Source organism: Dactylosporangium sp. CA-139114, from assembly GCF_050955725.1.
Taxonomy (GTDB): domain Bacteria; phylum Actinomycetota; class Actinomycetes; order Mycobacteriales; family Micromonosporaceae; genus Dactylosporangium.
On the sequence record NZ_CP192080.1, the window covers coordinates 3,326,486 to 3,348,612 of the forward strand.

The 22,127-nt window shown below is 72.2% G+C and carries 20 protein-coding genes; 13 read left to right on the top strand and 7 right to left on the bottom strand.

Annotated elements, in window-relative coordinates; genetic code table 11:
• Positions 1-7: 7 nt before the first annotated feature.
• From ACQP2P_RS15120 to ACQP2P_RS15150, 7 genes are all read left to right on the top strand, one after another.
• Positions 8-640 (top strand): aspartate/glutamate racemase family protein, encoded by a 633-nt coding sequence (locus ACQP2P_RS15120; RefSeq protein WP_433616561.1) that lies wholly within the window; start codon positions 8-10, stop codon positions 638-640.
• Positions 637-2,013 carry an FAD-dependent oxidoreductase gene (locus ACQP2P_RS15125; protein WP_433616563.1) on the top strand — a complete coding sequence of 459 codons (1,377 nt, stop codon included), beginning with the start codon at positions 637-639 and terminating at the stop codon, positions 2,011-2,013. The genes ACQP2P_RS15120 and ACQP2P_RS15125 overlap by 4 nt, the downstream gene beginning before the upstream one ends.
• Entirely contained in the window at positions 2,010-3,479 is a 1,470-nt protein-coding gene (locus ACQP2P_RS15130) for a dihydroorotase (protein ID WP_433616565.1), read from the top strand. Before ACQP2P_RS15125 ends, ACQP2P_RS15130 begins: the two co-directional genes overlap by 4 nt.
• A 5-nt stretch (positions 3,480-3,484) precedes the next feature.
• Entirely contained in the window at positions 3,485-4,690 is a 1,206-nt protein-coding gene (locus ACQP2P_RS15135; RefSeq protein ID WP_433616567.1) for a CaiB/BaiF CoA transferase family protein, read from the top strand.
• A gap of 223 nt (positions 4,691-4,913) precedes the next feature.
• On the top strand, positions 4,914-5,237 hold the full coding sequence (locus ACQP2P_RS15140; protein ID WP_433616569.1) for a hypothetical protein: 324 nt from the start codon (positions 4,914-4,916) through the stop codon (positions 5,235-5,237).
• The gene (locus tag ACQP2P_RS15145; RefSeq protein WP_433616571.1) at positions 5,238-6,359 is read left to right on the top strand and encodes an amidohydrolase family protein; all 1,122 of its coding nucleotides are present in this window, start codon (positions 5,238-5,240) and stop codon (positions 6,357-6,359) included.
• 120 nt (positions 6,360-6,479) lie between these two features.
• Positions 6,480-7,562, top strand: coding sequence for a nucleotide disphospho-sugar-binding domain-containing protein (locus ACQP2P_RS15150; protein WP_433616573.1), 1,083 nt, complete (start codon positions 6,480-6,482; stop codon positions 7,560-7,562).
• 366 nt (positions 7,563-7,928) lie between these two features.
• On the opposite strand, the gene ACQP2P_RS15155 is transcribed toward ACQP2P_RS15150, so the two are convergent.
• The 3 genes from ACQP2P_RS15155 to ACQP2P_RS15165 all read right to left on the bottom strand — a co-directional run bounded on the left by ACQP2P_RS15155 (position 7,929) and on the right by ACQP2P_RS15165 (position 12,149).
• On the bottom strand, positions 7,929-9,308 hold the full coding sequence (locus ACQP2P_RS15155; protein WP_433616575.1) for an extracellular catalytic domain type 1 short-chain-length polyhydroxyalkanoate depolymerase: 1,380 nt from the start codon (positions 9,306-9,308) through the stop codon (positions 7,929-7,931).
• 26 nt (positions 9,309-9,334) lie between these two features.
• Positions 9,335-10,672 carry a ricin-type beta-trefoil lectin domain protein gene (locus ACQP2P_RS15160; RefSeq protein WP_433616577.1) on the bottom strand — a complete coding sequence of 446 codons (1,338 nt, stop codon included), beginning with the start codon at positions 10,670-10,672 and terminating at the stop codon, positions 9,335-9,337.
• A gap of 277 nt (positions 10,673-10,949) precedes the next feature.
• Positions 10,950-12,149: a monooxygenase gene (locus ACQP2P_RS15165; protein WP_433616579.1), complete on the bottom strand. Its 1,200-nt coding sequence runs from the start codon at positions 12,147-12,149 to the stop codon at positions 10,950-10,952.
• Positions 12,150-12,378: 229 nt separating this feature from the next.
• Here ACQP2P_RS15165 and ACQP2P_RS15170 point away from each other — a divergent pair, with 229 nt between their 5' ends.
• The 3 genes from ACQP2P_RS15170 (at position 12,379) to ACQP2P_RS15180 (ending at position 15,292) form a co-directional block, all read left to right on the top strand.
• Positions 12,379-13,713, top strand: a complete 1,335-nt coding sequence (locus tag ACQP2P_RS15170) for a ricin-type beta-trefoil lectin domain protein (RefSeq protein ID WP_433616581.1) — start codon at positions 12,379-12,381, stop codon at positions 13,711-13,713.
• An 80-nt stretch (positions 13,714-13,793) separates the two neighbouring features.
• On the top strand, positions 13,794-14,345 hold the full coding sequence (locus tag ACQP2P_RS15175; protein WP_433616583.1) for a hypothetical protein: 552 nt from the start codon (positions 13,794-13,796) through the stop codon (positions 14,343-14,345).
• A complete protein-coding gene (locus tag ACQP2P_RS15180; RefSeq protein WP_433616585.1) occupies positions 14,342-15,292 on the top strand; it encodes a class I mannose-6-phosphate isomerase in 951 nt (316 codons plus the stop codon). The genes ACQP2P_RS15175 and ACQP2P_RS15180 overlap by 4 nt, the downstream gene beginning before the upstream one ends.
• Before the next feature lie 231 nt (positions 15,293-15,523).
• On the opposite strand, the gene ACQP2P_RS15185 is transcribed toward ACQP2P_RS15180, so the two are convergent.
• On the bottom strand, positions 15,524-16,336 hold the full coding sequence (locus ACQP2P_RS15185; protein ID WP_433616587.1) for a LysR family transcriptional regulator: 813 nt from the start codon (positions 16,334-16,336) through the stop codon (positions 15,524-15,526).
• 130 nt (positions 16,337-16,466) lie between these two features.
• Between ACQP2P_RS15185 and ACQP2P_RS15190 the strand changes: the two genes are divergently transcribed.
• The gene (locus tag ACQP2P_RS15190) at positions 16,467-17,168 is read left to right on the top strand and encodes an SDR family NAD(P)-dependent oxidoreductase (protein WP_433616589.1); all 702 of its coding nucleotides are present in this window, start codon (positions 16,467-16,469) and stop codon (positions 17,166-17,168) included.
• Between the two features lie 216 nt (positions 17,169-17,384).
• Here ACQP2P_RS15190 and ACQP2P_RS15195 read toward each other — a convergent pair whose 3' ends face one another.
• From ACQP2P_RS15195 to ACQP2P_RS15205, 3 genes are read right to left on the bottom strand one after another with little or no spacing between them, the layout of a single operon-like run.
• Complete coding sequence (locus ACQP2P_RS15195) at positions 17,385-18,662, bottom strand: WD40 repeat domain-containing protein (RefSeq protein WP_433616591.1); 1,278 nt, start codon at positions 18,660-18,662, stop codon at positions 17,385-17,387.
• Complete coding sequence (locus tag ACQP2P_RS15200; protein WP_433616593.1) at positions 18,652-19,125, bottom strand: RNA polymerase sigma factor; 474 nt, start codon at positions 19,123-19,125, stop codon at positions 18,652-18,654. The genes ACQP2P_RS15195 and ACQP2P_RS15200 overlap by 11 nt, the downstream gene beginning before the upstream one ends.
• A 2-nt stretch (positions 19,126-19,127) precedes the next feature.
• The gene (locus tag ACQP2P_RS15205) at positions 19,128-19,673 is read right to left on the bottom strand and encodes a hypothetical protein (protein WP_433616595.1); all 546 of its coding nucleotides are present in this window, start codon (positions 19,671-19,673) and stop codon (positions 19,128-19,130) included.
• 164 nt (positions 19,674-19,837) lie between these two features.
• Between ACQP2P_RS15205 and ACQP2P_RS15210 the strand changes: the two genes are divergently transcribed.
• On the top strand, positions 19,838-20,521 hold the full coding sequence (locus ACQP2P_RS15210; RefSeq protein WP_433616596.1) for a hypothetical protein: 684 nt from the start codon (positions 19,838-19,840) through the stop codon (positions 20,519-20,521).
• A 114-nt stretch (positions 20,522-20,635) separates the two neighbouring features.
• Positions 20,636-21,475 carry an ATP-grasp domain-containing protein gene (locus ACQP2P_RS15215; protein WP_433616598.1) on the top strand — a complete coding sequence of 280 codons (840 nt, stop codon included), beginning with the start codon at positions 20,636-20,638 and terminating at the stop codon, positions 21,473-21,475.
• Positions 21,476-22,127 lie beyond the last annotated feature (652 nt).

Below are 22,127 nucleotides of genomic sequence, written 5' to 3' on the forward strand. Positions count from 1 at the left end.
ATCGCTCGTGCGGATCTATGCCCTGACCCCGATCCATGTCGACGACGCGGAGCTGGCCCGCCGGCAGGCGCGCTACAAGGCGCTGTCGCCCCCCGGCATCGAGATCGCGCTGCACGACATCGGCCCGGCCGCGCCGCGCGCGCTCGACACCGAGGCGCAGATTCGCCAGAGCGAGGCGCTGGTCGTCGAGGGGCTGCTGGCGATGCCGGCCGGCTTCGACGCCGCCATGCCGGACTGCGTCCTCGACCCCGGCGTGGCGCAGCTCGCCGGCGAACTGCCGGTGCCGGTCCTCGGCCTGCTGCGGCTCAGCCTCGGCTGGTCCGTGCTGACCGGCCGCGTGGCCGCCGCGGTGGCCCGCAACCAGGCCATCGCCGACGAGATCGCCGCCCGGGCCGCCGTGTACGGCTGGTCGGACTCCCTGCTCGGCGTCGAGGTGCTCGACCTCGACATGCACGCCATCGTCGACAGCGACCGCTGGGCCGGCGGCATGGGCGCCGCGGTCACCACCCTCGCGAAGGCCGGGGCCGGCGACGTGATCAACGGCTGCTCCGCGGTCGACCTGCCGGACGGGGTCGAGCTGGCCGCCCGGGTGGTCGACCCGACCGCGCTCGCGCTGCGGCTGATCGGGGCGGGCCGATGAGCGCCGACGGACCCGACCTCGTCGTCGCCGGGGCCGGCGGGGGACTGGTCGCCGCCCTGCGCGCCGCCCAGCTCGGCCTGGACGTCCTCGTGGTCGAGGCCAGCGAGCACTTCCGCCGCGGCAACAACACCTCGATGTCGACCGCGATGATCCCCGGCGCGGGCTCGCGCTGGCAGCGCGAGGCCGGCATCAAGGACTCGGGCGAGCTGTTCGCCGCCGACGTCGAGCGCAAGACGAAGGGCCAGGGCGACCAGCGCATCGCCCGCGCGCTCGGCGACGTCAGCGCGACCCTCGTCGAGTGGCTCGCCGACGACATCGGCCTCGGCCTGTCCCTCGTCACCGACTTCCACTACCCGGGCCACTCGGTCGATCGCTGCCACACCGTCGAGGGCCGGCACGGCACCGTGCTGCTCGACCACCTGGTCGACCGGGTCCGGCAGGGCGGCATCGACATCCTGGTCCCGGCCCGCCTCGTCGACGTGACGCTCGACGACGCCGGCGAGGTGCGGGCGGCGGTGGTCGAACGTCCGGACGGCAGCCGCGAGGAGATCCCCACCCGTGCGGTGCTGCTGGCCACCAACGGCTACGGCGCCGACCGGGCGCTGGTCGCCGAGCACCTCCCGGAGATCGCGAACGCGGTCTACCACGGCAGCGAGACGTCCCGCGGCGACGCGCTGCGGATCGGCGCCGCGCTCGGTGCGCAGAGCGCTTTCCTGGACTCGTACCAGGGGCACGCCGCGCTGTCGTCCCGCGCCGCGACGCTGGTCGGCTGGGCGACGGTCATGCACGGCGGGTTCATGCTCGACCTGACCGGCCGCCGGTTCGGCAACGAGACCAGTGGCTACTCCGAATACGCGGCCGCGCTGGCCGCGCGCCCGGAGGCGACCGGCTGGCTGGTGCTGGACCAGCGCATCCACGACGCGTGCCTCAGCTTCACCGACTTCCGCCAGAGTGTCGAGTCGGGCGCGCTGCTGCCCGCCGCTGACGCGGCCGCGCTGGCCGCGGTGACCGGGCTGCCGGCCGCCGCCGTCGCCGAGGAGCTGGCCGAGACCGACGCCGTCGCGCGGGGCGAACGCCCCGACCGCTTCGGCCGCACCTTTTTCGAAGCGCCGCTGGAAGCCCCCTACCTGACCGCGCGGGTGGTACCGGCGCTCTTCCACACCCAGGGTGGTCTCGTCGTCGACGAGCACGCCCGCGTCCTGCGCGCCGGTGGCGAGCCGATCCCGGGGCTCTACGCCTCGGGCGGCGCGGCGTCCGGCATCTCCGGTCACGGTGCCGCCGGGTACCTCGCCGGCAACGGCCTGCTGCCCGCCCTCGGCCTCGCCTACCTCGCCGCGAACCACGTGGCGGCGAGCATTGAAGGAGCACGATGAAACAGCTCGAAACCCTGATCAAGAACGTCACCGTGATCCGGCCCGACGCCGGTTCGCCCGACGGCGACCGGCTCGACATCGGCATCGCCGGCGGCAAGGTGGTCCGCCTGGAGGCCGACATCCCGGCCGAGGAGGCGCAGGTCGTCATCGACGGCCGCGGGCGGCTGGCGTACCCCGGCGCGGTCGACGCGCACCAGCACTGGGGCATCTACAACCCGCTCGACGCCGACACCGCCACCGAGAGCCGCGCCAGCGCGCAGGGCGGCGTCACCACCGGCCTGACCTACATGCGCACCGGCCAGTACTACCTCAACCGGGGCGGCTCCTACGCGGAGTTCTTCCCGCACGTGCTGTCGGCCTCGGAGGGTCGCTCCTACATCGACTACGGCTTCCACCTGGCGCCGATGATGCAGGAGCACATCGACGAGATCCCGTCGATCATCGAGAACTTCGGTGTCACGTCGTTCAAGATCTTCATGTTCTACGGCTCCCACGGCCTGCACGGCCGCTCGTCGGACCAGAGCTCGTTCCTGATGATCCCGCCGGAGGAGCGCTACGACCTGGCGCACTTCGAGTTCGTGATGCGTGGCGTGCAGGCCGCCCGGGAGAGCCTCGTCGAGGCCGCGCCGCACGTGTCGCTGTCGCTGCACTGCGAGACCGCCGAGATCATGACGGCGTACACGAAGCTGGTCGAGCAGGACGGCACGCTGTCGGGCCTGGCCGCGTACAGCGCCTCCCGGCCGCCGCACTCCGAGGGCCTGGCGGTGACGATCGCGTCGTTCCTCGCCGACGAGACCGGCCTGCCGAACATCAACCTGCTGCACCTGTCCTCCCGCAAGGCGCTCAAAGCCGCGATGGCCATGGCGAAGACGTTCCCGCACGTCGACTTCCGCCGCGAGGTGACCATCGGCCACCTGCTGGCCAGCGTCGACACCGCGCACGGCCTGGGCGGCAAGGTGAACCCGCCGCTGCGGCCGCAGGAGGACGTCGAGGCGCTGTGGGAGTACGTGCTCGACGGCAGCGTCGACTGGGTGGTCAGCGACCATGCCTGCTGCAAGGACGAGATGAAGTTCGGCGACCAGCGCGATGACATCTTCGCCGCCAAGTCCGGCTTCGGCGGCGCCGAGTACCTCGTGCCCGGCCTGGTCAGCGAGGGGCGCAAGCGCGGCCTGTCGCACCAGCGCATCGCCCAGTTGCTGTCGCTGAACCCGGCGCGCCGCTACGGCCTGCCCGGCAAGGGCACGATCGGCGTCGGCTTCGACGCCGACCTCTGCCTGGTCGAGAACACGTCGTGGACCGTGCGCGCGGCCGACTCGGAGTCGACCCAGGAGTACACGCCGTTCGAGGGCTTCGAGATCGGGGCCAAGGTGACCGACACCTGGGTCCGCGGGCAGCGGGTGCTCGAGGACGGCAACGTGGTCGGCGCCCCCACGGGCCGCTACCTGCACCGGCCGTACCAGGGCTGAGCCGGATGTCCACTGGCAATGACGGCCCGCTCGCCGGGCTGCGGGTGCTCGACGTCTCGACGATCCTGGCCGGCCCGCTGGTCGCGCAGGTCCTCGGCGACTTCGGCGCCGACGTCATCAAGATCGAGCACCCGGGCCGCGGCGACGGCATGCGGGGCCACGGGCTGGCCAAGGGCGACCAGCCGCTGTGGTGGAAGATGGTCGGCCGCAACAAGCGGACCGTCGGGCTGTACCTCGGCGACACGGAGGGCGCCCGGATCTTCCGGAAGCTGGCGGCGTCGGCGGACGTCATCATCGAGAACTTCCGGCCGGGCACGCTGGAGCGCTGGGGCGTCGGCTACGACGTGCTCAGCGCCGACAACCCGGGGCTCATCCTGCTGCGGGTCACCGGCTTCGGCCAGACCGGCCCGTACGCGTCGCGGCCGGCGTTCGGCACCCTTGTCGAGTCGATGAGCGGCTTCGCCCATCTCACCGGCGAGCCGGACGGCCCGCCCACCCTGCCCGCGTTCGGGCTGGCGGACTCGATCGCGGGCATGGCCGGGGCGGCGGCGGTCTCGATGGCGCTGTACCAGCGCGAGCGCGACGGCCGCGGCCAGGATATCGATCTCGACCTGCTCAGCCCCATCATGACCGCCGTCGGACCCGGCGTGATCTACGCCGACCAGCTCGGCATCGACCAGGAGCGCACCGGCAACCGCTCGGCCAACAACGCGCCGCGCAACACCTACCGCACCGCCGACGGGCACTGGGTGGCCATCTCCACCAGCGCCGACAGCATCGCCCGCCGGGTCATGACGCTGGTCGGCCACCCGGAGGTGATCGACGAGCCGTGGTTCGCCACGGGGCGGCAGCGGGCCCAGCACGCCGACCTGCTCGACGGCTACGTCGCGGACTGGATCGGCGCGCGGGCCCGCGAGGAGGTGCTGCGCGCGTTCGCCGAGGCGGGCGCCGCGGTGGGCCCGGTCTACAAGCCCAGCGAGCTGCTCGACGACCCGCAGGTGCGGGCGCTGGAGCTGGTGACCACGGTGGAGGATGCGGACCTCGGCCCGATGCGGATGCAGAATCTGCTCTGGCGGATGGGGCGCACCCCGGGCCGGATCCGGTTCACCGGGCGCGCGCTGGGCGCCGACACCGACGCCGTGCTCGGCGACGAGCTCGGCGTGCCCAAGGAGGAGCTGGCCGCGCTGCGGGAGCGTGGCGTCGTCGGCTGACCTGGTGTTCCGAGTGACACCGCCAAGGACGGCATCGTCAACGACCCGCGCACGTGCCAGCTCGACCCGGCCACGATCGCCTGCCCGGCCGGGACGGCGACGCCGGGCTGCCGGCAGCGAAGGGCCCGCGTTCCGCGCGGGCCCTTCGTGCTCGGGTGAGAAGGCCGGTGAGCGGGGCGCGGACCCACGCCGCGCCCGCCGGGGTACCGCGAGAATTCCAGGCATGAACCGGCGGGCGACGGCCGAGCAGGACCACGCACAGGCGCGCGACGCGGCCGGCGTGCTCGCCGCCGCGGGGGTCCCGGCGGTCGCACTGACGTGGGTGGAGCGTGGCGACCCGGCGGCGCTCGGCCCCGGCGACCGGCCGCCCCGCCTGCCGGCGACGCTGCCGGAGGCGATCGAGCGGCTTCGCGCCGACGCCGGACTGCGCGACGCCATGGGCGACGCGCTGTTCGAGGCGTTGCCCGCGGTACGCCGCGGCGGGGCCGAGCTGTTCGCCGGCCGCGAGCCGGACGACGTCGTCGCCGCGACCCGCCGGCGGTACTGAGTGGAGGAGCTGCCGGCGGGCCTGCGCCTGGTCGACGGGCACTGCCACGGCGTCGTTGCCGGCCCGCTCACCGAGGATGCCTTCGCGCTGCTCGCGACGGAGGCCTCGACGCCCGCGCCGCCCGGCGCGTCGCACCTCGACGGCCCGCTCGGGCTCGCGATCCGCCGCTGGTGCGCGCCGGTGCTCGGCCTGCCCGCCCACGCCCCGGTGGCCGAATATCTGGCCCGCCGGACCGAGTTCGGCGCCGACGCGGCGCGCCGCCTGCTGCGCGCGGCGGGGCTCGCGGCGCTGTTCGTCGACACCGGCATCCGCCTGCCCGCGGCCGACTGGCTCGACGGCGACGAGCTCGGCGCGGCCGCCGGCGCGCGCGTCGCCGAGGTGGTGCGGCTGGAGGCGGTGGCCGAGCGGGTCGCGGCCGCGGGCGTCGCGGCGGCGGACTTCGCGCCGGCGTTCGCCGAGGCCCTCGGCGCCGCCACGCGCACGGCGGTGGCCGTCAAGTCCGTGCTCGCGTACCGCCACGGCTTCGCCATCGACCCCTCCCGCCCGTCCCGCCAGGCGGTCACCGACGCGGCCGGGGAGTGGCTGCGCGGCGGCGCGCCGAGGCTCACCGATGCGGTGCTGCTGCGCTACCTGCTGTGGTGCGGCGTCGACACCGGCCTGCCCATCCAGCTCCACACCGGCTTCGGCGACCGCTCCCTGGCACTGCCCCGCGCCGACCCGTCGCTGCTGCGTGACTGGTACGAGCTGGTCGAGCCGTCCGGCGTGTCGGTCGTGCTCCTGCACTGCTACCCGTACCACCGGCAGGCGGGCTGGCTCGCCCATGTGTATCCGCACGTCTACGTGGACGTGGGCCTGACGCTCGGCCACGTGGGCGCGCAGGCCGCGCCGGTCCTCGCGGAGTTCCTCGAGCTGGCGCCGTTCACGAAGGTGTTGTACTCCTCCGACGCCTACGGCCTGCCGGAGCTGTACCTGGTCGGCGCCGCCCAGTTCCGCCGGGCCCTGACCCATGTGTTGTCCGACTGGATCGTGGCGGGCGCGCTGACCGCCGCCAACGCCGATCGGATCGCGTACGGCGTCGCCGCCGACAACGCCCGTCGCCTCTACCGCGCGCCCGTCACGTGACGAGCAGCCCCGCGCGCATGACCGTGGCCGCCCGGCCGCTGCGATGGCATTGTCATCAGTATTCGTGGTGGCCAACAGCCTGGGGTTTGCGCGCGTTCCGTGCGGTGGCATCCTGATCGCATGCGGGTCCTGCTTGTCGCCGCACCACTCATCGGCCATGCGTTCCCATTCGTGCCGCTCGGCCGGGCGCTGCGCGACGCCGGTCACGAGGTGCTCGTCGCGACCGGCGGCGAGGCGCTTTCCGTCGCCGACGCCGGCCTTTCCGTGCACGACATCGCCGGCTCCGTGTCGGTCGGTTCCGTGGCCGTACCGATCATGCTCCGGCATCCGCTCATCGCCCGCGCCGAAATGGCGGGCCGGGCCGGCACCCACGGGGTCGGGCTGCTCTTCGGCGCGGTCAATTCCCGGCTTGTCGGACCGGCCGTCGAGCTCGCCCGTTCGTGGCATCCCGATCTGGTGCTCCACGAGCCCCTCGCCGTAGCCGGTGCCCTGGCCGCGGCGGCCGTCGGCGTGCCTGCCGTGCTGCACGAGAACACGTTGTTCGACGGCCGGACGCTGGTGCGCGAAACGCTGTCGCGGATGGGCGCCACCGTCCCGGAATTCGCCGGGGTCATCAGTTCTGTGCCGCCGAGCGTCCTGCCGGGCCGGGAATCAAGCCGGCCGATGCGTGCGGTGCCCTACGGAGGGTCCGGTCCGCTGCCCATGCTTCCCGAGAGCGGGCGGCCGCTGATCGCCGTCAGCCGCAGTACCGTTGCGGGGCCCGGACGCGACCGTCTCATGGAGCGGGTCGCGGTCGCCGCGGCCGGTGTCGACGCCGATTTCCTGCTGATCCGGCCGGCGCGCCAGTTCGATGTCCCGCCGAACGTGTACACCGCCGGCTGGGTGCCCATTGCGGATCTCCTCGGCCGGTGCGCGGGAATCGTGCATCACGGCGGCGCGGGCACCACGCTCACCGCACTGCACGCCGGCGTTCCGCAACTGCTCATCAACGGCGCCGGGGACCGCCGGCACAATGCCGGGCTGGTCGCGGCGCGAGGCGCGGGCATCGCCGCCGACGAACCGGAAATCGACGCCGACATATTGACGCGGCTCATCACGGAGCCGGCGCTGGCCGAGGCGGCTGGTGCGGTACGAGATGAAATGACGGCCATGCCCGCACCGGAGGCGCTCGTGCCGTGGCTGGCGTCGCTGCCCGGTCGCTGAGCCGAAATTTGTCGTACCCCGCCGCTAGGGTCCGCCTCATGACCCGCCTGCTCGATGCCACCGCCCCACTCCGCCGTGCTGGTGCGCGGCGATGAAGCGGGCTTCGCGCTGTCGGCCACGGACGGCGCGCTCACCGTGCGGCCGCGCGTCCCGGCGACCGTCCACCGGCTGCGCAAGCCAAGGGAGGCCGAATCGTCACCGACACGGCGAACGCGAAGTTGCTCGCGGCGCCGGTGAGCGCGGTGGCCCCAGGACCGGGGTCCGGGCCACGAACGCCAGGCCCTCCCGGACGTCCGGCCCAGAGCGAGCCCCGCCGCGCCCGGGGGTGGGCAACGCCAGCCGCTGCCCACCCCCGGCGTCAACCGGTCAGCTCAGGCTGAATCGCTGGTTGGCCTGGCCGTTGCAGTCGTAGATCTGGACCTGCTGGCCGTTGCCGGTGCCCCAGACGTCCAGGCAGCGCCCGGACTGGACGCCGGTGATGGTGCCGTTGCTGTTGATGTTCCATTGCTGGTTGGTCTGGCCGTTGCAGCTGTAGATCTGCACGGCGGAGGCGTTGGCGGACCCGGCGGCGTCGAGGCACATGGTGCCGTACACCTGGAGTTGTTTGCCGGAGGTGTAGGTCCACTGCTGGTTGGTCTGGCCGTTGCAGTCGTAGAGCTGGACCCGGGTGCCGTTGGTGTGCGAGGCGTTCGGCACGTCGATGCAGCGGCCCGACTGGGCGCCCACGATCCGCTTGGCACCACCCGGCGGCGGAGGCGACGAGGAGGGCGGCGGGCTGGTCGGGGAGGAGGGCGGCGGGCTGGTCGGGCCCGATCCGTCGAGGCCGAGGAAGCTGATCGCGTATGCGAGCTGGCCGGCCAGCGGCAGCTGGTGGCCGACCCCGGCGATGCTGACGCCTTCCACGGTGGCCTGGGTGCCGGTGTTGCCGTAGCGGGTGCGGGTCCAGCTGGACTGCGGATGATCCGTGAACGCCGGGGTCTGGCTCAACCCGTGCAGGTTCGTCCACTGCTTGATCTCCTCGCCGAAGTTCGGGTAGGCGAGGGTCGTGTCGGTGGTGCCGTGCCACAGCTGCATCCGCGGGTAGGAGCCGGTGTAGCCCGGGTACATCGCCCGGGCCTGGTCGCCCCACTGCTGCGCGGTCTTGCTGACGTTGCCCCCCGAGCACTGGCTGTTCCACAGCGACCCGTCGGTGGTGGCGAAGCAGCCGGCCGGGACGCCGGAGAACGCCGACGCCGCCGAGAACACGTCCGGATACTCCGCGGCCAGCACGTTCGTCATCATCGCGCCCGAGGAGAACCCGGACACCACGATCCGCGACGCGTCGATGCTCGGGTACTGCGCCCGGGCGTAGCTCACCATCGACATGATGCCGGTCGAGTCGCTGCCGCCGTTGCGCTTCAGCGCCGCGGGGGTGGACACGTCGAAGCAGCTGCCGCTGCGGGTCGCCTCCGGCAGGACGATGATGTAGCCGTAGCGGTCCGCGGCGGTGACGTAGTCGTGGCCGTTGCCGTTGAAGATCCCGCTCGCCGAGCCACTGCAGTAGTGCACGAGTACCAGCAGCGCGGGGCGGGGCGCGACAGTCGCCGGCACGTAGATGTACATGTTGAGGTTGGTCGGGTTGTTGCCGAAGTTGGTGACCCGGGTCAACCCGGCCGCCAGGGCGGGCGGGCTGAACGTGAGCACCGCGGCGACACCGGCGGCGAGCGCCGCCACGGTCGCGAGCAGCATGCGGGAAAGCCGTTGCATGAAACCCTTCTTCCGGCGGGGAGTCGTCATGACAGGCTGAATCGCTGGTTGGCCTGGCCGTTGCAGTCGTAGATCTGGACCTGCTGGCCGTTGCCGGTGCCCCAGACGTCCAGGCAGCGCCCGGACTGGACGCCGGTGATGGTGCCGTTGCTGTTGATGTTCCATTGCTGGTTGGTCTGGCCGTTGCAGCTGTAGATCTGCACGGCGGAGGCGTTGGCGGACCCGGCGGCGTCGAGGCACATGGTGCCGTACACCTGGAGTTGTTTGCCGGAGGTGTAGGTCCACTGCTGGTTGGTCTGGCCGTTGCAGTCGTAGAGCTGGACCCGGGTGCCGTTGGTGTGCGAGGCGTTCGGCACGTCGATGCAGCGGCCCGACTGGGCGCCCACGATCCGCTTGGCACCACCCGGCGGCGGGGACGAGGGCGGCGGGGACGACGAGGGCGGCGGGGACGTCGAGCCGGCGGACGGCAGCAGCGAGCACTTGACGGTCGACCGCGCGATGCCGGTGATGTCGACGACGCGCGGGCACAGGAACTGCGTGTAGCGCGTGTCGTTGTCGACGAAGATCTTCAGCCACTCGATCTGGCTGCGCAGCTCGATGTCGTTGGGCTTGGTGAAGTAGAGGTGGTCGGCCCCGGCGAGCTGGATGTAGGCGCCCGGGGTGGCGGCGGGCAGCGTCGGGTAGAGGCCGTCGAGGTAGGACGGCGTGACGGTGGTGTCGTTCTGGCCGCCGATCATGAGCGTCGGCACCGTGTCGGCGCTCAGGTTGCCCGAGGGCTTGTACGGCGCGAGACCGATCGCGGCCTTCAGCGACGGGCGCTGGGTCGCGGCGTACAGCGAGCCGCCGCCGCCCATCGAGTGGCCGATCACCGCCAGGCGGTTGCGGTCGACCCGGTCCCTAACGGCGCTCTGGCCGGTGAGGTAGTCCAGCGCGGCGAGCAGCTGGGTGCCGCGCGCGGTGTCGTAGTCGGTGCGGCTGTTGGTCTCGATACCGATGACGACGAAGCCGAAGGAGGCCAGCCGCGGTCCCATCCAGGCTTCCTCGTTGGCGAACAGCGCGGTGTAGCCGGGGACGATCGCGACCGCGCCGTAGGTCTGGGTGGCGTCGGTCGGGTAGTAGATGTACCCGCCGTTGAAGCCGTTGCCGGGCGGCACGGTGGTCTGCGCGGTGGCGAACGGTCCGTAGGTCGCGGCGACACTGGCGACGGTCGGGTCGGGGCCGCGCTGGTAGGGATTGGTGTCCGCGGCGTCCGCGGACGGGATGACGGTGACCGCGGCGGCCACCGTGACCGCGGCGGCGGCGACGCCGATCGCGGCGCGGATCGCCGGCGACCGCCGCCGGCCGCCGTCTGGTCTGCTCGGCACTGTCGACCTCCGATGCGTCTCTGCGCTCTGGACACGCTGAAGCCGCCCTGGGAGGGAATGGCGATGCCGTGGTATCGCTCGGGCCGTAGCGGCAGGCGTCGATGTCTAGCGATGCTGACACACGGGTTCGCGGCGAACAAGATTTCCCGGAAGTATTCCGGAAGGATGATTCGGGATCAGCCCCGTTGACAACGCCGAATGCCGGGCAACGCGCGGGTTCCCCGGCATTCGAGCGTTGCTGAGCCGAATGTCACTTCCGGAAAATACGTGGAAAGGGTTATCGCCTGGACGCCCCCGCGGTCGTCACCACCAGGCCCAGGCACATTTCGTCGCTGGTGCCGTCGCCCCACACGACGTACCGTGGCGCGCTGCCCTTGAGCTGGGGCAGGAGGCCCCGCAGCGCGGCGTCGTGGGTGCACGTCACGCGCAGGGTGTCACCCGGGTGCAGCTCGGCCGGCTGGTCGAGCGGGCGGATGGCCTGGTCGTCGAAGTTGTAGTTGGGCACGTCGAGCAGCGTGCGGGCGCCGGCCGTGCCCGGGTTCAGCTCGATCTTGATGGAGCGGCCCAGCAGGTGCATGTGCCCGCCGACCGCATAGACCGTGGCCGCCTGCGGCACCTTGTGATCGCAGTGCTGGGTGGTGCCGGCCACCGGCGGGGCGCCCTGGTTGCACAGCTTGATCAGCTGATCCTCCTGGCCGCCGACCTCGGCACCGAACCGCTTGGTGACGTCGGCCACGGCGGCCGCACGGTCGCACAGGGGACCCGACTCGCTCGCGGCGCAGGGCAGCTCGATCGGCCCGGGCAGCAGCCCGGTCTGCAGCGGCGTCATCCCGGTGCTTTCGTCGTTGATCCGCAGCCGGATGCTCGACTGGTCGGTGCCGCCGGCGCGGCCGCCGGTGGCGAGCAGGTTGTAGTGGACCTGCATCACCATCAGGCTGCCGGGCGGCATCGGGTAGCCGAGGTTCGGGGCGAGCAGCGTCTCGTTGGCGCCCGGGGCCCAGGACGCGACCCAAGCGTCGCCGGTCACGCCGGAGTCGCCGAAGCAGGTCCAGCCCTCGCCGGGCGAGTCCTCGTCGAGCTTGCGCGCCTGGTCGGCGGCGTTCGGGGCGATCCGGAAGAAGATCGCGTGGTGCACGATGGCGGCGTTCTGCGGCAGGAACTGGCTGCCGGTCAGGTATGCCGTCTTCGTCAGCTTCGGGTCGATGAGGAAGCAGCGGTACTCGTCGGTGCCGCCGTTGGGTGCCTGCGGCGTGTAGGCGGCCGGCATGGTCAGGTTTGCAAAGCGCTCACCGGTGCGCAGCGGCGCGGCCGGCGGCGGCGAGCCGTGTCCGGCGTGCGGGTCGGACGCGGCCGGCGCGGCGGCGGGCGCCCCGGTCTTGTCCGGCGCGGAGCCGCACGCGACGGCGGCCGCGGCCGTGGCCAGCGCGACGGCCAGGAGGGCCAGGGCTCGCCTGGCCGGACCGATGGTGCTCATCATGCCTCCCCCGTTATCAAACGATGATTGTCGATGATTCCAGGATGCCGCGAAGGGCACCTCCGGGATTTCCCCCCATTCGCGGACGGGTCGGGGCTTATCGCGACCTTATGGCGATCTTTGGTCGGTCTGTGAGCGTTGACCCGGCGGCAGTGATGGGCTTAGTTTTCACGAACATCGATCATCGATGAAAATTCCTACCGCCAACGGAACGGTTCAGGAGGCACCTGCCATGCCCAACAGACGTCTCACGTCGCGCCCGGTCCTGGTCGCGGCCGTGCTGGGTCTCGCCACCGCACTCGGCGCCGTCGCCGTCACCGCCGCGACCACCGGCAGGGCCGGCGCGGCCGCGAACAGCTGCGGCAACGTGTTCGACGACTTCAACTACGGCTCGTCGAGCGACGCCGGGTTCACCGGGCACGGCTGGGTGCCGCGCGGCAACGCCGGCGGCCCCGGCGTCCCCGGCGCGACCTGGTCACCGTCGAGCATCACGTTCCCCACGTCGGGCGGCCAGAAGGTCATGCAGCTGAGCGCGTCGACCGACGGCACCGGCGGCGGGACGCGGCAGGCCGAGGTGTACTCCGCGCAGAAGCGCTACTTCGAGGGCACCTACGCCTCGCGGATCCGGTTCGCGGACGCGCCGGCCGCGGGCAACGACGGCGACCACGTCAACGAGACGTTCTTCGCGATCAGCCCGCTCAACGGCGACCTCGACCCGAGCTACAGCGAGCTGGACTTCTCCGAGTACCTGCCCAACGGCGGCTGGGGCGACGCCGGGCCGATCAACTACCAGACGAGCTGGTACACGTACCGGCCCGACCCGTGGTACGCCGACAACACCCACGCGCAGCAGCAGCGCAGCTACGACGGCTGGCACGACCTGGTGGTCCAGGTGGCCGGCGGGCACGCCAGGTACTACATCGACGGCACCCTGGTCGCCGACCACTCCGGCAAGTTCTACCCGCGCCAGACGATGACGGTGAACTGGAACCTCTGGTTCATCGACACCGCCGGGCACAGCGGCGGCACCGCGACCTACGTGCAGCAGGTCGACTGGTTCCTGTTCGCGCGCAACCAGGTCCTCTCCCCGGCCGCCGCGACCGCGCAGGTGGCCGCGTACCGCGCCGCCGGCAACAGCTACACCGACACCTTCGACACCGCGCCGGCGTGCGGCGGCGGATCGGGCGGTACCGGTGCGATCATCGGCAATGGCAGCAACCGCTGCATCGACATCCCGTCGGCCAGCGCCGTGGACGGCAACCAGCTGCAGATCTGGGACTGCAACGGCACCAGCGCCCAGCAGTGGACGTTCAACGCCGACGGCTCCGTGGGCGCCATGGGCAAGTGCATGGACGTGTCCGGCGGCTCGACCGCCGACGGCGCCGCGATCCAGCTGTGGACGTGCAACGGCACCGGCGCCCAGAAGTTCACCCTGACCGCCGCCGGCGACCTCGTGAACACCCAGGCCGGCAAGTGCGTCGACGTGGAGAACGTGGCCACCGCCAACGCCTCGAAGCTGCACCTGTGGAGCTGCAACGGCGCCAGCAACCAGAAGTGGCACCGCTAGCGGCCTCGGCGAGGTTGCTCGTCGTGTAGCCGGCGTCGGCGGCGACCGCGCCGACGCCGATCAGCGCCAGATCGCAGCTGATGTCCAGCTCCGCGCCGGCGGCCGCGCGGAAGCTGACGGGGCCGATCGCGGCATACCACGAGCCCGCCTTCAGCCGCCGGGTCCGGGAGGCGCTGCTGCCCCAGATCGACGTGTACGGCATGAACGAGGACGAGCTGCAGTCGTACCTCGGGCGCCAGGTCGGCCTGCTTTCGGCCGAGGACGTCGCGGATGCGCGCACTGCGGTGCACAGGCTCATCCCGGTGTCTACGCTGGTACTGCACACGAAGTTCTGGGCCCTGGCGCTCGGCCCCGGCGAGTACGCCGGCGCCCTCGACAACGGCACGCTCATGGCCGCCACCCGGTACTGCCACGGTGACGACTTCACCGACGAGGACGTCGAGCGCCTGCGCCGGCGGCCACGGCGGCCCGAGTCCGTCGTCTTCGCGGCGGCGCTGCGCGCGCGGATGGGGGAGGCCGTCGACTGCGTCCCCGGCTTCGAGTTCGACGTCCAGAACCCGACCACCGTCGGACTCGGCGACACGTTCGTCGGCGGCTTCCCCGCCGAGCTGGCTCTGAAGGGACACCGATGACCGTCGAGACACTGTTCGCCAACCAGCCCGAGACGTTCTACCGCGGCGCCGGCCGCATCGCCGAGTTCCGCAACGTGCCGGCGCTGCCCGACCGCCCCGAGGACTGGGTGGGCTCGGTGACCAGCCGGTTCGGGCTCGCCCCGTCCGGCCTCTCCACCCTCGCCGACGGCCGCGTCCTGGCCGAGGCGATCGCCGCGGACCCGCGCTGGTGGCTCGGCCCGCGGCGCGCCGACACCGGCGTGCTGGTGAAGCTGCTCGACGCCGGCCAGCGGCTGCCGCTGCACGTGCACCCGGACCGCAGCTTCGCCGACGCGCACCTCGCCACGCCCTACGGCAAGACCGAGGCCTGGGTGATCGTCTCCGCGCGACCCGGCGCCTACGTCCATGTGGGCTTCGCCCGCGACGTGGAGGCCGCCGAGCTGGCCGGCTGGGTGAAGGGGCAGAAGACCGAGGAGATGCTCGCCGCCACCAACCGGGTCCCCGTCGCGGCCGGCGACGCGATGCTCTGCCCGGCCGGCCTACCGCACGCGATCGGCGACGGCATCCTGCTGGTCGAGGTCCAGGAGCCGACCGACTTCTCGGTGCTGCTGGAGTTCGAGGGCTTCGGCATCGCCGACGGCCACCTCGGCCTCGGCTACGACCTGGCCCTGCAGTGCGTCGACCGCGGCGCCTGGACGCCGTCGCGCCTCGACGGCCTGCGCGGCACCGCGGCGCGGCTGCTGCCCGAGGCCGCCGACGAGTTCTTCGCCGCCCGCCGCCTGCGCGGCGGCGACCGCGTGGAACAGGGCTTCAGCGTGCTGGTCGTGGTGGCCGGAGCGGGCCGGCTGACCGGCGAGCAGGACGACCTGCCGGTGCGGCGGGGCGACACGCTGCTGGTGCCGTACGCCGCCGGCCCGCTCGCGCTGGAGGGCCAGGTCGAGGCCGTCCGCCTGTCGGCGTCGGCCTGACCAGCGCTGCTCAGCTGGAGACCGGCGGCGAGCGCCGTCAGGACCGCCACGCCGAGGATCGGCAGGGTGAGGCGTACGGCAACGGCGGCGGCGTGCCGGGTCCGGTGTGGTCAAAGGGCTCACACCTCCTGACCCACTCTGCGGCGGCGGTGGCGATCAGACCGGCGGGTCGAATTCTCGTCCGGTGGCGGTCTGCCCGCCGCCCGCCGGGCGAGCCGGATCGACGCACCGTCAGGCGCGGGCATGCTCTGCCGCGGCGGTGCGGGCGGCCCGCACGAAGGCCGCGACATGCCGTGACCGGCTGCCCTCCGGCCACGCCACGACCAGCGTCGCAGGTGTGGCGTCTCGCACCGCACGGTACGTCACGCCGCGGTAGGGCCGGTCCAGCGCCGACTCGCCGACCAGTGCCACCACCCGTCCCAGCGCGACGAGCTGCATGAGCTCGCCGGCGTCGCGCACCACCGGCCCGGGGCCGCGGTCGACTGCCTCCGGCCACCGCGGCACCGTCTCGCCGGCCAGGTCTGCCAGGCACACGCTTTCACGGGCCGCGAGCCGATGCCCCTCGGCCAGGGCGACCACCCGCCGCTCCACGCTGAGCGCCTCGCTTGCCAATCCCTGTAGGTCGTTCTGCGGATGGTGCAGCAGGCCCACGTCGGCTCGCCCGCTGTGCAGCATCGCTGCCCGCTCGCCCAGTGAGAAGGCGAACTGCACCGGCAACGCGTCCGGTTCCGACTCGTACGCGGCCAGGATCCGCGGCAGCAGGCCCCCGTCGCCGCCGGGCTTCATCGCGAGGACCAGCGAGCGCTGCGCAGCGCCGGCCCGACGCGTTCGGCGTACCGCCGCCGATATCGCATCCAGCGCCACGCGCGCCTCGGCGAGCAGCACCTCACCCGCCGCGGTGAGTTGGTTGCCGCGGCTCGTGCGCACCAGCAGCGCGACACCCATGCGATGTTCCAGCCGCCGGATCGCGCGCGACAGCGGCGGCTGCGCGATGCCGAGCCGGGCCGCTGCCCGGCCGAAGTGCAGCTCCTCGGCGACTGCCACGAAGTACCGCAGCTCGCGGGTCTCGACGTCGTCCATACCACAACGGTATCGGCACCCACCCGATCGATCTTGGACGCCCGTCCCGCCGCTCTGCTCGGATAGGGGTATGTCGACAACGAGGATCGCCCTGGTGACCGGGGCCAACCGGGGTATCGGCGCGGCGATCGCGCAGGGGCTCGCCGAGCGCGGCATGACCGTGGTCGTCGGGGCGCGCGACGCCGCCTCCGGCGAGCAGACAGCGCAACGTCTCGGCGGCCGTGCGGTGCCGCTCGACGTGACCGATGACGGCTCGGTGCGCGACGCTGTCGCTCGCGTCGAGCAGTGGTACGGACGGGTCGACGTGCTCGTCAACAATGCCGGCATCTCGGGCGGTCACGCGGGTCAGCTCGCCGGCGAAGCGGACTTGGCGGTCATGCGTGCGGTGTTCGAGACAAACCTGTTCGGCGTGGTTCGGCTCACCGAGGCGTTCTTACCGCTGCTGCGCAAGGCGGTTGGCGCCCGCGTCATCAATGTCTCGAGCGGCACCGGGTCGCTGGCCTGGCAGTCCGACCCGAGCCATGCGTTCGCCTCGTCGCGGATCGCGCTCGCCTACCCGGCGTCGAAGGCTGCGCTGAACATGCTCACCGTGCTGTACGCCAAGGCCCTGGCCGCCGACGGGATCGCGGTCAACGCAGTGGCGCCTGGCGCATGTGCCACGGACTTCGCCGCCGCACTGGGCCTGTCGTTGGAGCGCACCGCTGAGCAGGGCGCCGCGATCGCCGTACACCTGGCAACCGTGCCGGACAGCCCGACCGGCGCGTTCTTGCAGGACGACGGGCCGGTCCCGTGGTGAGCCGAAGAGCCCACGCCCGGCCGCGACGGCGCTCTGGCGTTCATCGTGGCGCTATGATCGGATGCGAGGATCTGCCGCTGATGACGCGCGGCCAGCGTCCCGGCGAACGCCACGGAGGGTAGCCCGCTCCATGAGGCCGGAGCTTCCTGTCGTGCCGATCGGGATGAGCGTGCGTCGATTGAAGTTTGCGTGGGCGGGGCATCGAATGCCGCGGTGTCAACGAGCCCGCCGGCGGCGCATTGCCATGCGTACGGCGCCACCGGCGAGGAGGAGCAGCCCGACGGTGAGCCCCCACAGCCACCATGGCCACGGGCCACGATCGACGCCGGTTTCCCGCACCTGAAGGTCGCCGGTGCGGGCGGTCGCCAATTGCACCGTGTCGATCCAGTGGTCGTTGCCGGGTTGGAGCCGGGCGAGGACCCGGGCCGGCCCGGCGGGCGGCACCGAGACAATCGTGTCGTAATTGGTTGCCAGCAGGTCGGCGCCCTGCCAACCGAGGACCCCGGTCGCGTTGGTGTCGAGCGGCGTGGACACTCTGGTGGGCAGGTCGAGGACCGCCAACCCGTCTGGTGCCCAATACCCGGCGGTCCAGGACGGGCTGCCCGCGGCCACCCGAAAGAGCGCGAGCCGGGTGCCGTCGGGCGACCAGGCGGCCGGCCCGCCGAGCCGGTGCCTGTCCGGCAGCGGGACGACCGTACTTCCGCCGGCGGTGAGTAGGCGCAGCTCGGTGCCGACCTGGACGGCCAGCGTGCTGTCGTCGGGGGAGAACGCCGCGTCGAGCACCCCGCGCTGTCCGGCGACCGCGGACGTGACGCCGGTGGCCAGGTCGAGCAGTGTCAGTTCGCCGTCGGCGGCGAGCGCGACCCGGGGGTCGCCATCGCTGTCCGCCCGATACGGCGCGACGGCGTACGCGAGCCGCTTCGAGTCCGGCGACCAGGCGAGCAGCTGGACCGCCGAGCCGGCAGGCACTGGGTAGCCGCGGGTGCGGCCGGTGGTCAGGTCCACGATCGCCACATCCTGGACCGGCCCGAGCGTGTCGGCGACGGCGACCCTGCTGCCGTCGGGAGACAGCAACGCGAATGCGAGGGCGTCGGCGGACCGGCCACGCTTCCTGGCGAGGTCGATGACGCGGTAGGTGCGCCCGTCTGCTCCGACGGCGATGAGCTGCGGGGTCTGGAAGGGCATGTCGCCTTGCCCGTACCCGTAGATGGCGATCGCAGGCCCGGCGGGCGCGGCGGAGACGGTGGCGGTGAGGAGGGAGTGACCGGCGAAGACGCGCGGTAGCGTGGCGGGACCGGCGGCAGGTGCGCGCGGCGTCGCCGGCAGGGGCACCATCCCCACCGCGAGCAGCAGGACTACGACGGCGGCGGCCGCAAGCACGGGCCGCCATGACCGGCGAGAGGTCAGCGGCATGAGGGGAGGCGCCACCGCGGGGACGGGGATCGCCTCGACGAGTTCGTGGACGGCGGCGCGCAGGCGTTGCTCAGTGGTCATCGAGGTGCTCCCGCAGTGCGGAGTGGGCCCGGTGCAGCAGGGACTTGACGGTGCCCGGCCGGCAGTTCAGCGCGTCGGCGATGTCGGCCTCGGACAGGTCGAGGTAGTAGCGCAGGAAGATGGCCGCTCGATGCCGCGGCCGCAGCCTGGTGAGAACGGCGCGGACGGCGAGCGCGTCCGGCCCCAGCGGCACGAGCGGTTCAGGCTCAGGCTGGCTGGCATGGCGTCGTTCCAGCCGACGACGGCGCACCCATGAGGTGCATCTGGACACGACGGCGCGGCGCAGCCATGCGGTCGGATCGCGGACGTCCGGACGGTGCAGCAACGCCAGGAACACCTCCTGCACGACGTCTTCCGCCGCCGGTACGCTTCCGGTCGTCACACAGGCCAGCCGCACCATGGGAGCGAACTGCGCCGCGTAGAGCGCGGCGAAGTCGCCCCGGACGGCCGGTTCCGAGGGCACGGTCACCTCCTACAGGCGCACAGCAGCCGCGACCGGTTCCACCCGGCCCGGAATTGCCCACCCCGGGCCCGCGCCACAACGCCCCGAAGCGCAGGCAGTGAAGCCGCGCCGCAGCTGTCAGGGCGCGCCGAAGATCTACTTGCGGTTGCCAGATCGGCGGTCATCCACCGGTGACGCCGGTAGCTCGGCGCCGGGGCGTCGTGCTCAAAGCCGTTCTCGTCCAGAGCGTTGAAGATGATCAGCCAGGTCGGGCCGAAGTCGAAGCCGACAGCGATACTGCCGTTGGCCATGTCATCGCCAGCCCATTCCAGAAGTTCGACATGATCAAGGGCTCGGCCGGGCAGTTCAGCCAGCGGCGGTAAGGGCTCCGCGTGCCAGGCAAGATGAAAGTAGGAATCCTCGACCGCTCGGCTCGGGTCGATGGTGTTCCAGGTAATGGACCCGTCGCCGAACTTTTGATGGTCGATCTCGACCTGCTCGGCGCCGAAGTCGTCTGCCGCTGCGGGCGCGCGGGCGCGACCAGACTCGCCACAGTGGGTTGCGCGCAATCGGTGCCGCTCAACGCCACGTTGTCGCGATTGCCTCGAAGCGGTGCGACGCTGTGGCCGGCCCTGAGCACCGGCCGCCATCTCTATCATTGACATCGGTCAATGCGATAAATTCACCGATTATGATGAAGTTCGGTCCGCCGGCAACCGATCCGGGAGGGCGAATGGCGGTACGCACGGGACTGATGCTCGCGGCACTGACCGTGGGCACATTGGCGGCGGGCTGCAGCCCGGCGGCAAAACCCGCCCCGACCCCCACGACCAATGCGCCGGCCGCCCGCAGCTCGACGGGCGCGGCCCCGCCCGGCGATGCTGGCCCCTCGACCAACCCGGGGGACGGCCTTCCGCACGGCGAGGGCCCCATCCCCGGCATCGCCGCCGACGCGGTCGCCAAGGCCTGGTCCGAGCGCTGGCACGCCACGCCGACCCCGTACGAGCAGCTGGGCGCGCATATGACCAGGCTGACGGTCGACTTCCCGGTCGTGCACGGCAAGCTGTACATGGTCGTCGGCCGGCCGAGCGCCGAGACTACTGCCGTGAACATGATCTACTGCGAGGTCAGCGACACCTCACTGGGCATGAATGGGTACATCACCATGACCCGCAAGGCCGCCGAGCAGGTCGTCGCCGGCTGCGCCGCGCCGGCGTTGCGGGGCGACGAGCCGAGGCGGGTCACCGACTTCCTGGCCGGCCACGCCCAGCCCGACACGACGCCTTCGTGCTCCCCGGCCTTCAACGGCGCCTGCCCCCGCATGTCGGACCACCAGACCGACCTCGGGCGCTTCCAGCTCGTGGTCCGCACCGGGCCGGAGCACGTCAGCATGTGGCTGGTCGGCCACAAACCCTGAGCGGCGTCGCGCTGCCGATCACGGCCACAGTCTCACCGGCGGCCATGCTTGAATCGCCGACCGCTGTCATCTGTCTCGCCATCCCGACGTGCGGGAGGTCGCCGTCGTTGCGCCGTGCCACCCGATGTCGGCTTCCCCGCGGTGCTCAAACCCCGCCGCAGCAACGGCAGCCGCCACACCTACGCGATCGACGGCCCGCAGGATCTCGCCGACGCGCTGGCCGCGGTGGCCGGGCTGCACGAGCACTACGGCGGCTTCACGTTGGAGGAGCGCATCATCGGCGACCCCGCGATCGCCGGACCCGGCTGGGGCGACTACGTCTCGGTCGAGTCCCTCGTGCTCAACGGCGCCGTGCACCATCTCGGGGCGATCGGCCGCATGCCGATCACCCCGCCGTTCCGCGAGACCGGCATCTTCTTGCCGAGCACCCTGCCACCGCAGCGCCTGGCCCCGGTGGAGGCCGAGGCGACGGCCGCCGTCCGAGCGCTCGGCATCACCGTGGGCCTGTGCCACACCGAGATCAAGCTGACCCGCAACGGCCCGGTCGTCATCGAGGTCAACGGCCGGCTGGGCGGCGAGACAGCCAAAATCATCCACGCGTCGACAGGCGCCGACCTGGTGCGCACGGCCCCCGCCGCGGCGCTCGGGGACACGGCGACCGCCCTCGCCGAGGCCGACCGGATGCGCAACGGACCGGACAACGTGAGCTACCAGATCTCCGCGTTCGCCGCGGGCTCGGGAACGCTGGACGGCCTGGACGGCCTCGACCAGGTCCGCGCCGTCGAGGGCGTGTGGCGGGTCGTGCCGTGCAAGGCCCGGGGCGAGCTCGTCGATGTCGACATGGGCACGTTCAGCGAGCTCGCATCCGTCTACGGCGTGACCACCGACCACACCCGCCTGCGCCACGCGATTCGCATCGTCGAGCGCGTGGTGGCCCCCCGCTGGCGCGGCTGACCGCTCCCGCCCGGCTCGCTGCGGACGTGTCGCGGAAGCTCATCGGCAGCGGTCGGTAACCGGCCCGGCGGCAACGTCATCGAGGACATCCGGGCGGAATCCGAGGTCGTGAGTGGCGCGGTCACGTAGGAGCCGATGGTTCGCGGTCCACGCCGTTGGATCATGTCCCGCTGCGACGGCTCGCCACCAGGGGTTCGCATCCGTCAGGGTCCGGCGGATCTCATCGTCGCGCACCGGGCCACGCGATCAACTGAACTGCTGGAAGGGTCACCGGCGAGCAGGACCCTGTCACCAGGCCGCAGGCCTGCCCACCGCCGCACCGCCACCGGGATCAGCAGATGCCCGGTCCGGCTGATCTGGAACACGCCCTGCGCGTCCAGGACGGCGACGATCAGGCGGCCCTGCTCGCGGACGTGCAGACGGGGGTGCCGGCCACCCGCCCGACAGCCCGGACGACCGACGTTTCGGTGACCCGGCCGCGGTTGCCGGCGCGGCCAGGGGGAGTGGTGGCCGGGCGAGTGGGCGCTGTGGCTCACCGCCAACAGATACCAAGATGAGGGGAGCGATCGGGCGCGTCATGACGCACCGTCGTGGATGTGCAGAGATGCGTATGGCGAGGGTTCTGAACCACTTGAACACTCGCCACCAAATG